Here is a 12824-nt window from a genome sequence, read left to right as displayed (position 1 = left end):
TCCCCGGGGTGGCCGCACCCGCTCTTTTCGGTAGTGTGACCCTGTCCTGTGCCGGAAATCAGAGGTTGTGACCATGCACCGACGTGCCGCCGCCCTCGCGGTGCCACTGACCGCCATCGCCCTGGCGGTGTCAAGCTGCGGATCGATTCCCGAGGATTGGAAGACCCCCGCCTTCCTCCGTATGAACGAGGAGGAACTCGACCCCCGGCTGCCCGACGTCACCGGTGAGGTCGGTGAGGAACCGCAGATCACCTTCCCGGACGCCCAGCCTCCCGAGGAAGAGATCTCCGGCGTGGTCGACAAGGGGCCCGGCGAGAACGGCCTGGTCGGCGCGGACGACCTGCTCGTGGCCAACGTCGTCCAGTACCAGTGGACGGGGCCGGGCGAGGGCGAGGAGATGGAGGGCCAGTCCAGCTACGAGACCGGCGCCCCCGACCTCGTGCGCATGGCCGAGATGCCCGAGTACATCACCGACACGCTGGTCAGCCAGCCTCTGGGCAGCCGGGCGGTCTACGTCTTCCCGGCACTGACCCAGGAGGAGCGGGAGCAGGCCGAGGCGATGGGGCAGGAGGCTCCCGAGGGGGCCAGCGTCCTGGTCATCGACATCATGGACCGCTACTCCAAGGGCGCCGTGGTGCCGGGCGAGCAGACCGAGGAGGGCGGCGGCGATCTGCCGACCGTCACCCAGGAGGGTCACAGCGAGCCCACCATCGAGATCCCCGACACCGATCCGCCCGAGGATCTGGAGGTCCTCCCCCTCATCGAGGGTCAGGGCGCCGAGGTCGAGGAGGGCCAGCAGGTCATCGCCCAGTACACGGGCGTGCGCTGGGAGGCCGACGAGAACGGCGGGCACGAGGTCTTCGACTCCACCTGGAGCCGTGGCGGTGATCCCTTCGACACCACCATCGGCGCCGGAGCGGTGATCGAGGGCTGGGACAAGGGCATGGTCGGCCAGAAGGTCGGCAGCCGTCTGCTGCTGGTCGTCCCCGGTGACCAGGCCTACGGCGAGACCGAGGAGGAGGCCATGGGCGGCCCGGTGGGCACCCTGGTCTTCGTGATCGACATCCTGGGCGCCTACGACAACCCGCCCCAGCCCGAGCCCGAGGAGCTGGAGGGCGACGGAGGCGAGCAGGCCGGCGACGGCGCCGCAGACGAGGAGGCGGAGGAGGAGTAACCCCCTTCTCCACGAAGGTCGACCGACCTCGAAGGCCCCGCGAGCACCGCTCGCGGGGCCTTTCCTTTGACACGCAGAACGAAGGGACCTGCGGGAACACGGCGATCCGTATGCGTAGAGTCGTCACCCGGAGTGACCACGGCCGGAGGGGGAGCCATGCCGGAGCGGAGGCGTTACTGCTACGTGTCGGGTCTGCGTCTGGGGATCCCGGCGCTGGAGGAGCTCTGCGCCCGGGGCCGGCCGCCGAGCCTGGTGATCTCCTACTCGGCCGAGCTGGCGCACCGCTGCGGCTACACCGACTTCGAGACCGTCACGCGCGCGCACGACCTGCCGCACCTGCGCGCGGCCGACATCAACGGCGACGAGGTCGGTGACGCGCTCTCCTCGCACGGGATCGACCTGATGGTCGTGGCCGGATGGTCGCAGCTCATCCACGAAGAGGTCCTGGACTCCCTGCCCCTGGGCGGGGTCGGGGTGCACCCCTCGCCGCTTCCGGTGGGCCGGGGCCGGGCCCCCATCCCGTGGACCATCCTGCGTGACATGAGCTCCAGCGCCGTCACCCTCTTCCACCTGGACGGTGAGGCCCAGGCGGGCGACATCGTGGACCGGATCCGGTTCGACGTGCCCTCCGACGTGACCGCCACCGGCCTGTACGAGCGGGTCGGGCATCTACAGTCCGAACTCATCCTGCGCAACCTGGACGCCCTCCTGGAGGGGCGCGCTCCCCGGCGTCCGCAGAGCGGTCACGCGTCGGTGTGGCCCCGGCGTCGCCCCTGCGACGGCCATCTGGACCTGACCGCGGCGGGGCGCGACGTGGACCGGATGGTGCGGGCCCTGGCCTCCCCCTACCCGGGGGCGTTCGCGATGTTCGGCGGGGCCAGGATCACCTTCTGCTCCGGAAACCTGGTGCCGGAGATCGTGGGCGGGGACCCCGGCCAGGTGGTCTCGGCCGGATCGGGGCGGGAATGGGGCGTCACCTGCGGGGACGGATCCGTGTTCGTGCCGGAGGTGGTGCGTGTGGACGAGGGCGTCAGGGCGGACCCGACCTCGTTGGCCATGTTCCGTCCAGGGAGGTACTTCGACGTCCCCTCCGCTCACATGCTCTCCGCGGCCGGACGTGTGCCGGTTCAGGTCGAGTACGACACGGGCGGGCTCCACCCCACCGCGCACATAAACGGCGGCTCCGCCCTCTGACCGGCTCAGGGGCGCAGTAGAGAGGCCGCGTGACGTCCGGCCGCCGCCGAGCTCAGGAAGGCCGCGCGGTCCTCCTCCAATCCGCGTCCCATCGTGGAGACCTTCACCGGTAGGGAACGGATCTCGTCCTCCAGCCCGGTCACCGGGACCTCCACCAGCGTGTGCCGCTCGCCCAACGGCCAGGCCTGGTCGCGCACGTGTTCGCCGAAGATCCCCGGCAGATCCGGGACCACCACCTCCGAAGGGGCCAGGGCGACCCGTCCGTAGGCGGTCAGGCTGTGGTGCGAGACCCCCTGATGACGTGGGCGCGGGTCGGCCTCGCTCACCCGCAGCGCCGCCACGGGGCGTCCTCCCAGGACCGCGGCGGCGTTGAGCGCCTCTCCACAGGCCACGCCGGAGAAACCCCAAGGGGTGCCGGTGCCCAGGTTCCCGGGGCCCTGGCAGACCACCGCGATCTCCGCGCCCAGGACGTGCCGGGCGGCCAGGAGCCCGGAGTGCACCGTGACGGCCTCCAGGTCTCCACCGAAGGCCTGACCGGTGGTGACACAGCCGGCCAACAGGTCGTTCTCCCGTAGCACCCCGATCACCTGTGAGAACGCGGCGGGCAGGGCGCCGCCGTCGAGCATCACGTTGACCACGCGTGTTCCGGGAAGCTCGGACCGGATCCCGGCCAGGACGGCGGGGAGCGCCGAGTGCAGGTCGGCCACCACCACCGGCATATCGTCCACGCCCCGGGCGGAGCGCAGGATCTCGTGGTGGGGGGAGCCCTGCTCGTCCGCCCCCAGGACGGTGGCCTGGAGCGGCGTGTAACGAGCCTTGACCAGGTGTCCGGGCCCCTCGTGGTCGGGTGGCAGACGGTCGGGCAGAGCCACCACCAACGCGTAGCCGCCGGTGCCCAGCCCCAGGTCCAGGGCGCCCGTGTTGAGGAGCACGGAATCACCCACTTCGGGCGTCCCGACCAGCTCGGGGTAGGCCAGGGCGCGACAGGTGGGGGCCTCTTCCTCGTCGTTCGCTTCGTCGGTGCTCAGGGAGACCGAGCACAGGAGGACCCCCGGCCACGAGGGCAGGAGTCGACGGACTTCACCACGGCGCCACCGGATCATGATCGGGACGGTACCTTCGAAGCTGAACCGAAGGTGGGAGGACGCGCCCTCGCGGCCCCACTCGGTCCATCATCACAGGGCGAAGGAGTGCGGACGATGTCGCGCAGGAAGACCGAACGGCAGCTCAACCTGGTCATCTGCCTGTTGTCCACGCGGCGCCACCTGACCGCTCAGGAGATCAGGAAGACGGTCCAGGGGTACGCGGAGGCCGAGACCGAGTCGGCCTTCAAGCGCATGTTCGAGCGCGATAAGAGGGAACTGCGCGACAGCGGCATTCCGATCCAGGTGGGAACCGGTGACGCCTTCAGCGGAGAGGAGGGTTACCGCATCTCCCGCTCGGACTACGAACTGTCCGAGATCGAACTGATGCCCGACGAGGCCCTCGTACTGGGCCTGGCGGCACGGGCCTGGCGGCACGCCTCTCTGGGGGAGGCGGCGGCCAACGCCCTGTTCAAGCTGCGTTCGGCCGGCGTCCCGGTGGACGCCGAGGCCGCCCCCGGGCTGACCCCGACCATGCGGACCGACGAGCCGGCCTTCGGCCCCATCTGGCAGGCGGTGCGGGACCGACGTCCGGTCGTCTTCTCGTACCGCAAACCGGGGCAGGCCGAACCGCAGCGGCGTGAGATCGAGCCGTGGGGCATCGTGAACCGGAGCGGTCACTGGTACGTGGTCGGCCACGATCGGCTGCGAGAGGACCGTCGGGTCTTCCGGCTCGGGCGGATCCAGGGCGAGGTGACCGTGGTGCGCACCGGTCCGGACGTGAGCGTGCCCGCCGGTGTCGATCTGCGCTCGGTGGTCTCGGAACAGAGCGTCGAACCCGAGCACACCGCCACCGTGCGGGTGCGGGCCGACTCCGCGCACGCTCTGCGCCGCAGCGCACTGCGCGTGGTCCCCGGGGAGCGTGAGGGAGGGGAACGGGCCTGGGACACCCTCACCCTTCCCTACACCGACACCGCGACCCTGGTGCGGCGGGTGGCCGAGCAGGGGGCCAACGCCGAGGTCGTGGAGCCCGTCCAGGCGCGCGCCGCCGTGGCCGCCCACCTGGCGGGCATCGTCGCGGCCCCGACGGGGGAGCCCGGGCCGAGGGCCGAGCCGGTGGAGGGCGAGACCCCCGGACGCGGCCCCCGTTCGGCCGACCAGTTGCGCCGGTTGCTGATGCTGGTCCCCTACGCGCTGGGGCGCGACGTCCGGGTGCCCGAGGTGGCCCGGCACTTCGGCCTCAGCGAGAAGCAGGTGGTGTCGGACCTGAGCCTGCTGTGGATGTGCGGTCTGCCCGGCTATACGCCAGGCGACCTCATCGAGGTGGACCTGGACGCCGCCAAGGAGACCGGCGAGATCATCATCGGCAACGCCGAGACCCTGGCCCAGCCCCTGCGGCTGACCGCGGACGAGGCGGCCAGCCTGGTGGTGGGCCTGTCCCTGCTGGAGGCGCTGCCCGAAGCCCAGGGGGTGGAGGGCGAGGTCCTCAAGCGGGTGGGGGAGAAACTGCGCGGCGCCGCCGGTACGGCCGTGGGCGACCTGGCCGACGCGGTCCAGGTCAGGGTGGAGACCGACGAGCAGGTGGCGCAGACCCGGCGGCGCTGTTCCCAGGCTCTGGAGGCCGGACAGCGTATGCACCTGCGCTACCTGTCGGGCTACCTGGACCAGGTCACCGAACGCGATGTGGACCCGATGGGGCTGGTGGTGCAGGACGGTCAGACGTTCCTGGAGGGGTACTGCCACCTGCGTCAGGACGTGCGCCTGTTCCGCCTGGACCGGGTACTCGAACTGACGGTGCTGCCCTACGCGGCCCAGGTGCCCGAGGGTGTGGGGCGCAGGGACCTGTCCAAGGGGATCCTTCAGCGCTCCGACCGCGACGCCCTGGTCACCCTGGCCCTGGAACCGTCCGCCCGTTGGGTCACCGAGGACTACGTGTGCGAGTCGGTCGTCGAGTCGGCCGACGGCGGGGTCTTCGCGACCCTGCGCACCCCGGCCCCGGCCTGGGTGGCGAGGCTGGCGTTGTCCCTGGGGGCCGAGGGACGTGTGGTGTCTCCCACGAACCTGGCCGACGAGGTGCGGAGCGAGGCGGAGCGGGCTCTGAAGCCCTACGAGGAAGGGTGAAACCACCTCGAACAGGACGAGACCGTTTTGTCGTCGGAGTGAGTCTCAGCCGTTCATCGGGGGGCGAGGTGTAGGTCATCTGGAAAGGGATAAGGTGAAACCGTGATCGCCCTCGCTGTCCTTTTCGGCACGGTTATCGCCGGCCTGTGCGTCGTCGGGTCCCTCACATCGAGGGTCCGACACGAGGCCGCCGTGCTGTCCGAGAAGGTGTCCCGGGCGACGGACGGGCGCCAGGTGAGCAGCGCTGACCTGCGCGAGCGCATTCAGAGGGAAGGGTCGCGGCGATGACGGCCCACCGAGTCGATGCGCGTACCATCAGAGGCGCTCGGTCGCGCCCCACAGAGAGGTAGAACCATGGGACCGTTCAACGGACCTACCATCGTCATCCTGGTGTTCCTGGCCATCCTGCTGTTCGGAGCCAAGAAGCTCCCGGACCTGGCCCGCTCCCTGGGCCGTAGCGCCCGTATCCTCAAGGCCGAGAGCAAGGGCCTGATCGACGAGGAGAACGAGAACGGGAACGAGGCCGCCGGCGAGCAGAACCGGCAGCAGGCGCAGCAGCAGCCTCAGCAGAACCCGGCTCCGCAGCAGAACCAGCAGCAGGGCTACCCGCAGCTTCCCCCCGGTCAGCGCATCGTCAACGAGTCCGGTGAGACCACCGACCGGACCTACAACCAGTAGTCCGGGGATGCCGTCGCCTTCGAGCGGCGGTCCTCCCGCCGCCCGTCACCGGCGAGCGACGGGATTTCCGGGTGTTCGCGAGGCCCGTGAGGACGGTACGGTCCGGCAAGGCCGTGGCGGTGTCCTCGGGCGGGCGACGGTTCCGCCGGCCGACGTCTCCAGGACCCCCTACCGGTGGGATGGCGCCGTGTCGCTTGGGCGCCGCCCCGGACGTTCGTGGCAGACGGGGCCCGCGTGGGCGGGCCGGGATGAGAAGAGAGTGACCAGACGATGAGCCCCCGAGGGCGAACAGCCAACCCGGACGCCCGGATGCCGCTCATGGACCATCTGCGCGAGCTGCGCAACCGTCTGGCCAAGGTCCTGGTCATCCTGTTGCTGGGCGCCGTGCTCGGTTTCGTGTTCTACGACCGGATCTGGGCCTTCCTCACCGAGCCCTACTGCTCGCTGCCGGCCTCCCAGGTCGTGGACGGCGGTGGCTGCTCCCTCATCGTCACCGGTCCCTTCGACGGCTTCTTCGTCGCCTTCAAGGTCTGGTTGTTCTTCGGGGCCCTCGCCACCACGCCGCTGTGGCTCTACCAGCTGTGGGCCTTCGTCGCCCCCGCGCTGCACAAGAACGAGAAGAAGTACGCCTACATCTTCGCCCCGCTGGCCGCGATGCTGTTCATCCTCGGCGCGGCCCTGGCCTACACGATCACCTCGTTGGCCTTGCAGATGCTCTTCGGCTTCCTGCCCCAGGACGCCGACCCCTATCTGACCATCGGGGAGTACCTGAACTACATGCTCATCATGATGGGCATGTTCGGGCTCGGCTTCATCATGCCGCTGCTGGTGGCGCTGCTCAACATCCTGGGGCTCCTCGAACACGCGACCCTCGCCAAGTGGCGTCGCGTCATCATCTTCTGTGCCTTCCTCGTCGCCGCGATCGTCACCCCGGCCGAGCCGATCTCCATGCTGGCGCTGGCCATCCCCCTGGTGGTGCTGTTCGAGATCGCCGAGCTGTTCTGTTTCCTCAACGACCGCCGCCGGCGCAAGAGCGATCCCACCTCCGAGTTGGGCGACGACGAGATCTCCGAACTCGATGACCGCCCCTCCGACCTGGGAGAACTCGAGGACACCGGTTCGGGTGAGAGCGGCGGCAAGGGCGCCTGAGCGTTCCTCGCGAAGCGGTGTGGCGCGACGCCGCACGCGCTAGTGTTCGGGTCCAGGGGCGGAGGAACGCCGCCCCGGGAGCGACGAGCGGCATGTCGTCGACCCGGTGTGGACGGGCGCCTCCTCGTCCGTGACGATGGGGGAGTACCATCGCCGCCAACGTGAGGAGGCCGATCGGGAGGTCTCGGCCGAGGATCCCCGAATCGGTACGCACATCCGGGCGCGAGGGTGTGCGGGTACCTCACTCGCCCCCAGTCACATCCCGCATCCCAGCCCTGGGTAGCTAAGGACAGGCATATGTCCCCTCATATCGCCCTTCTTGTCAACCCGGCCTCCGGTCGACGTCGCGCCGCCGTCATCGCGGTCCGGCTCAAGGAGGCCCTGCGCGCGGCCGGAGCCCGCGTGCACGTCTATACGGGCCGTTCGGCCGCCGACAGCCGCCGCCTGGCCCGGCTGGCCGTCTCCGACCGTCCCGACGCCCTGGTGGCGGTGGGCGGTGACGGCCTGGTACACCAGGCACTCCAGGCGGTGGTGGGCAGTGGAGTGCCCCTGGCGGTCGTCCCGGCCGGCAGCGGCAACGACATCGCCCGGGCCTTCGGCTCGCGGCACACCTCCGCCCGTCGGACGGCCGAGACGATCCTGGCCGGACGCACCCGCTCCAGCGACGTCATCCGGCTGACCCTGCCCGACGGCGGGCGACGCTATTACATGAGCGTCCTGGCCTGCGGTTTCGACGCCCGTGTCAACGAGAGGGTCAACGGTCTGCGCTTCGGCATGGGCCGGGCCGGTTACCTGTACGGGATCGTGGCCGAGACGCGCTCCTTCGATCCCATCGACTTCGAGATCGACATCGACGGCAGACGGATCAGCGAACGCGGCATGCTCGTGGCGGTCGGCAACACCGACTCCTACGGCGGCGGCCTGAAGATGTGCGCCGGGGCCGAACCCGACGACGGCCTCCTCGACGTGGTCCTGATCCGCGAGGCCCCGCTCTCCCGCTTCGTCCGCCACTTCCCCAGGATCCTCAAGGGATCCCACGTGGAGCTGGAGGAGGTCCGTGTGGAACGCGGGAGCAGTGTCACCGTTCGTGGAGACGCCGGGATCGCCTACGCGGACGGTGAACGTATGGGGCCCACGCCCCTGATGTGCCAGGTGGTGCCTAAAGCGGTCGAGATGTTGGAGCCGACCTCATAGTCTGAGAGACCTATGAGTAGTCACGCTGAGCGGTACGCCGCCTTCCGTCGGCGCCAGAGCGCGTCCAGCGCCGCCATCGAGGCCTTCCAAGGGCTCTACGGCTTCGAGTTCGACCCCTTCCAGATCAAGGCCTGCAAGGCCCTGGAGGGCGGACACGGGGTGCTGGTCGCCGCTCCCACCGGTTCGGGTAAGACCGTGGTCGGGGAGTTCGCCGTGCACCTGGCCCTGAACGAGGGCACCAAGTGCTTCTACACCACCCCGATCAAGGCCCTGTCCAACCAGAAGTACAACGACCTGGTCGCACGGTACGGCGCCGAACAGGTCGGTCTGCTGACCGGTGACAACAGCGTCAACGGCGAGGCTCCCGTGGTGGTGATGACCACCGAGGTGCTGCGCAACATGCTGTACGAGGGGTCCTCCACCCTGGGCGGGCTCGCGTACGTGGTCATGGACGAGGTGCACTACCTCGCCGACCGCTTCCGCGGCGCGGTCTGGGAGGAGGTGATCATCCACCTGCCCGAGTCGGTGCGGATGGTCGCCCTGTCCGCCACGGTCAGCAATGCCGAGGAGTTCGGCGAATGGCTCCAGCAGGTCCGCGGCGACACGACCGTCATCGTCGACGAGAAGCGCCCCGTCCCGCTGTGGCAGCACGTCATGGTGGGCAAGCGCATGCACGACCTGTTCGTCGACCAGGAGGCGGAGTCCACCGAGGAGGGCGACGAGGGGTCCGAGGGCGGACGGAGCAGGCGCAAACGCGAACGCCGCCGTTCCCACCAGCAGCGCCCCCGGGAGATCAGGGTGGGTGGACGCACGCTCCTGATCAACCCGTTCCTGTCCCGCGCCGCCGAGGAGGACGCGCGTACGACCCAGCTCGCCAACCGGCGGCGCCACCCGCAGTCCCGGGCCCGGGGCAACGTGCGCCCGCGCACCCGCTTCGCCCCGCCCAGTCGGCCCATGATCATCGAGGAGCTGGACGCCGAGGGGCTGCTCCCGGCGATCACCTTCATCTTCAGCCGCGCCGGGTGCGACGACGCCGTCCGTCAGTGCGTGGCCTCCGGGCTGGTGCTCACCACCCCGGACGAGGCCGACGTCATCCGCGAGTACGCGGAGAGCCGCTGCGCCGACATCCCGCGCGCCGACCTGAACGTGCTCGGCTTCGACTCCTGGCTGCGCGCCCTGGAGTCGGGGATCGCCTCCCACCACGCGGGCATGCTGCCCACGTTCAAGGAGGTCGTGGAGCACCTGTTCTCCCGAGGGCTGATCCGGGCGGTGTTCGCCACCGAGACCCTCGCGCTGGGCATCAACATGCCGGCGCGCACCGTGGTCATCGAGAAGCTCGACAAGTGGAACGGCGAGACCCACGCGTCCCTCACACCGGGCGAGTACACCCAGCTCACCGGGCGTGCCGGCCGACGCGGCATCGACGTGGAGGGCCACGCGGTCGTCATCTGGCAGGCCGGCACCGACCCGGAGTCCGTGGCCAGTCTGGCCGGAACCCGCACCTACCCGCTCAACTCCAGCTTCCAGCCCTCCTACAACATGGCGGTCAACCTGGTCGGCCAGGTCGGCCGGCGCCGTAGCCGGGCCATGCTGGAGGCCTCCTTCGCCCAGTTCCAGGCCGACCGGGCCGTGGTGGGCCTGGTCAAGAAGCTGCGCAAGCACGAGGAGGCCCTGGAGGGGTACGCCCGGGCCGCCGAGTGCCACCTGGGCGACTTCATGGAGTACGCCGGGCTGCGGCGCGCCCTGAGCGACCGTGAGTCGTCTCTGGCCAAGACCCGCTCGATCCGCCGTCGTGACGAGGCCCTGGAGAGCCTGGAGGCGCTGCGTCCGGGCGACATCATCAGGATCCCCTCGGGGCGCTACTCCGGACACGCGGTCGTGCTGGACCCGGGGCTGCGCCACGACCTGCCCGCGCCCCTGGTCCTGACGGTGGACAAGCAGGTCAAGCGGATCAACTCCGGCGACTTCACCGTCCCGGTCCGGGCGTCGGGGCGGATGCGCATCCCCAAGTCGTTCTCGGCCAAGTCGCCGCGCTCGCGGCAGGACCTGGCCTCGACCCTGCGCAACAAGCTCAAGGAACAGGGCACCGAGCCCACCTACGAACGGGGCCGGGACCGGGGAGACCGGGAGGACTCCGAGGTCAAGCGGTTGCGCGCGGAACTCCGGGCGCACCCCTGCCACGGTTGCGCGGACCGTGAGGAGCACGCCCGCTGGGCCGAGCGTTACCACCGCACCAAGAAGGACACGGACGCGCTGCGTCGCAGGGTGGAGGGGCGCTCGCACGTCATCTCCCGTACCTTCGACCGGGTGTGCGGCGTCCTGGAGGACCTGGAGTACCTCTCCGGGGACTCCGTCTCCGAGGACGGCGGCCGGCTGGCCAAGATCTACTCGGAGCTGGATCTGCTGGTCGCCGAGTGCCTGCGCCGCGGGGTCTGGAAGGACCTCACCCCCGTGGACATGGCCGCCGTCGCCGCCTCCCTGGTCTACGAGGCCAGGCGCGGGGACGACCCCTACCCCCGTGTCCCCGAGGGACGCGTGGAGGAGGCGCTCAAGGAGATGCTGCGTCTGTGGGGCGAGCTCAACGAGGTGGAGACCCGTCACCGGGTGTCGTTCCTGCGCCAGCCCGACCTGGGCTTCGTGTGGACCGCCCACCGTTGGGCCCGGGGCGACCGCCTCGACGCGATCCTGAGCCGGACCGAGATGACGGCGGGCGACTTCGTGCGCACCGCCAAGATGCTCGTCGACATGCTCGGGCAGATCGCGGTGGCCGCCACCGACCAGCAGGTCAGGTCCAACGCCCGTAAGGCGGCCGACCTGGTACGCCGGGGCGTGGTGGCCTACTCCTCGCTGACCTGATCGTCGAGTGAGGCCCTGACCTCGGCCGCCGCGCGGCGGCCCGAGGACAGGGCGCCGTCGAAGTACCCGTTCCAGCGGGTGGCCGTCTCGGTCCCGGCCCAGTGCACCACCTCCACCGGGGTGCGCAGGGCCGGGCCGAAGGTGACGGTGGTGCCGGGCACCATGTGGCCGGAGAAGCAGCCGCGGGTCCACTGCTCGCCCATCCAGTCGAACTCCACGTAGTCCTCCGGTGAGCGGGCCCGGTCGCCGAACAGGTCGGCCATCCGTTCCAGGACGATACGGCGCCGTTCCTCCAGGGGGCGAGCGCGCAGGAGCACCGCCTCCTCCCCGTAGACGAACCCGGTCAGGACCGCGCTCGGTCCGCCCGGAGGCGTGTTGTCGACGGTCTCGGTCAGCACGCCCGTCGCCGAGGTGGACACACCGGACAGGCCCTGATCGCGCCAGAACGGCTCCGAGTGGATCGCGTGCACCTTCAGGGCGCTGCCGGCCGGGGTACGTTGCAGGGCCCCGTCGTTGAGCGGGGGCAGCGCCGGGTCGAAGCGCAGACGCGCGGCCAGGGTGGGCGGCAGGGCGACGATCACCCGATCGGCCGTGTAGGCGTGCGTGGTCGTGGTGACCCGGGCGTCGGTGGAGCCGTACTCCACCGAGGTCACGGGCTCGTTCAGACGCAGCACCCCGGGAGGAAGGTCGGAGGCCATGTGCTCGGCGACGATCTGCGCGCCGCCGGTGATCCTGGTCTGTTGGGCGCCGCCCTCGTATCCCAGCAGTGGTCGGATCCCGCCGGCGGAGGCGATGTAGAAGAGCGTCTCCAGGAGCGAGGCCTCGGACGGGGCTCCCGCGAGCAGTCCGCCGGAGACGATCCGGGCCACGTAGCGGATGGTCGTCTCGGAGTACTCGGTGCCGACCAGCCAGGAGGCGAAGGTCTGCTGGTCCCAGGCGCGGGCCTCGGGCGCGTCCCATGGACGTTCGGGGGTGACCTGGAGGGCCAGGAGGTCGATGTCCTCCAACAGGGCGTCGACCTCGGCCGGAGGGGATGTGAGACGTTCTCCGCCCATGTCGACCACCGGGTCGCCGATCTGAGGGGTCGGATAGGTCTCGACCCCGTAGTGCTCCACGAGCTCCAGGATCAGCTCCTGGGTGGGGCCGATCCACTGCCCGCCCAGGTCCAACTGGGTGCCGTCGGAGAGGTAGCGGGTGAAGGCGCGTCCACCGACCCTGCCCCGGGCCTCCAGGAGCTGTACGGACGCCCCCGCCCGGAGAAGGTCGCGGGCCGCGCCGAGTCCGGCGAAACCCGCGCCGATCACGACCACGTCGTGGTGTCGGTGTCGTTCCAGCACTGTCGGCCCCCGTCCCTCGCACGCCCCCGCGGCGTCTCG

The 12824-nt window shown here is 70.4% G+C and carries 9 protein-coding genes; 7 read left to right on the top strand and 2 right to left on the bottom strand.

Annotated features, from left to right (window positions below; genetic code table 11):
• Positions 1-73 precede the first annotated feature (73 nt).
• Both U9J66_RS05335 and U9J66_RS05330 read left to right on the top strand, forming a co-directional pair.
• Complete coding sequence (locus U9J66_RS05335; protein ID WP_326337209.1) at positions 74-1174, top strand: FKBP-type peptidyl-prolyl cis-trans isomerase; 1101 nt, start codon at positions 74-76, stop codon at positions 1172-1174.
• A 156-nt stretch (positions 1175-1330) separates the two neighbouring features.
• Positions 1331-2368: a methionyl-tRNA formyltransferase gene (locus U9J66_RS05330; protein WP_326337208.1), complete on the top strand. Its 1038-nt coding sequence runs from the start codon at positions 1331-1333 to the stop codon at positions 2366-2368.
• 5 nt (positions 2369-2373) lie between these two features.
• Here U9J66_RS05330 and U9J66_RS05325 read toward each other — a convergent pair whose 3' ends face one another.
• A complete protein-coding gene (locus U9J66_RS05325) occupies positions 2374-3471 on the bottom strand; it encodes a DUF3866 family protein (protein ID WP_326337207.1) in 1098 nt (365 codons plus the stop codon).
• A 96-nt stretch (positions 3472-3567) separates the two neighbouring features.
• Between U9J66_RS05325 and U9J66_RS05320 the strand changes: the two genes are divergently transcribed.
• The 5 genes from U9J66_RS05320 (at position 3568) to U9J66_RS05300 (ending at position 11448) form a co-directional block, all read left to right on the top strand.
• Positions 3568-5571 (top strand): helix-turn-helix transcriptional regulator, encoded by a 2004-nt coding sequence (locus U9J66_RS05320; RefSeq protein WP_326337206.1) that lies wholly within the window; start codon positions 3568-3570, stop codon positions 5569-5571.
• A gap of 354 nt (positions 5572-5925) precedes the next feature.
• A complete protein-coding gene (gene tatA, locus U9J66_RS05315) occupies positions 5926-6249 on the top strand; it encodes a Sec-independent protein translocase subunit TatA (protein WP_014911188.1) in 324 nt (107 codons plus the stop codon).
• Between the two features lie 309 nt (positions 6250-6558).
• Positions 6559-7398, top strand: coding sequence for a twin-arginine translocase subunit TatC (gene tatC / locus U9J66_RS05310; RefSeq protein ID WP_014908968.1), 840 nt, complete (start codon positions 6559-6561; stop codon positions 7396-7398).
• A gap of 297 nt (positions 7399-7695) precedes the next feature.
• Positions 7696-8592, top strand: a complete 897-nt coding sequence (locus U9J66_RS05305) for a diacylglycerol/lipid kinase family protein (RefSeq protein ID WP_014908414.1) — start codon at positions 7696-7698, stop codon at positions 8590-8592.
• Between the two features lie 12 nt (positions 8593-8604).
• Entirely contained in the window at positions 8605-11448 is a 2844-nt protein-coding gene (locus tag U9J66_RS05300) for a DEAD/DEAH box helicase (RefSeq protein WP_326337205.1), read from the top strand.
• Here the strand turns inward: U9J66_RS05300 and U9J66_RS05295 are convergent.
• Positions 11430-12785, bottom strand: coding sequence for a flavin monoamine oxidase family protein (locus U9J66_RS05295; protein WP_326337204.1), 1356 nt, complete (start codon positions 12783-12785; stop codon positions 11430-11432). The genes U9J66_RS05300 and U9J66_RS05295 overlap by 19 nt on opposite strands.
• Between the last annotated feature and the right edge of the window lie 39 nt (positions 12786-12824).

The organism is Nocardiopsis sp. LDBS1602 (assembly GCF_035818715.1).
Lineage (GTDB): Bacteria > Actinomycetota > Actinomycetes > Streptosporangiales > Streptosporangiaceae > Nocardiopsis > Nocardiopsis alba.
Note: the sequence above shows the minus strand (reverse complement) of the source record. Positions and strands in the feature narration are given on the sequence as shown.

Excerpts from the sequence above, each read along its gene's own strand:
- U9J66_RS05335 (WP_326337209.1), top strand. The coding sequence starts at position 74 with ATGCACCGACGTGCCGCCGCCCTCGCGGTGCCACTGACCGCCATCGCC.
- U9J66_RS05330 (WP_326337208.1), top strand. The coding sequence starts at position 1,331 with ATGCCGGAGCGGAGGCGTTACTGCTACGTGTCGGGTCTGCGTCTGGGG.
- U9J66_RS05325 (WP_326337207.1), bottom strand. The coding sequence starts at position 3,471 with ATGATCCGGTGGCGCCGTGGTGAAGTCCGTCGACTCCTGCCCTCGTGG.
- U9J66_RS05320 (WP_326337206.1), top strand. The coding sequence starts at position 3,568 with ATGTCGCGCAGGAAGACCGAACGGCAGCTCAACCTGGTCATCTGCCTG.
- tatA (WP_014911188.1), top strand. The coding sequence starts at position 5,926 with ATGGGACCGTTCAACGGACCTACCATCGTCATCCTGGTGTTCCTGGCC.
- tatC (WP_014908968.1), top strand. The coding sequence starts at position 6,559 with ATGCCGCTCATGGACCATCTGCGCGAGCTGCGCAACCGTCTGGCCAAG.
- U9J66_RS05305 (WP_014908414.1), top strand. The coding sequence starts at position 7,696 with ATGTCCCCTCATATCGCCCTTCTTGTCAACCCGGCCTCCGGTCGACGT.
- U9J66_RS05300 (WP_326337205.1), top strand. The coding sequence starts at position 8,605 with ATGAGTAGTCACGCTGAGCGGTACGCCGCCTTCCGTCGGCGCCAGAGC.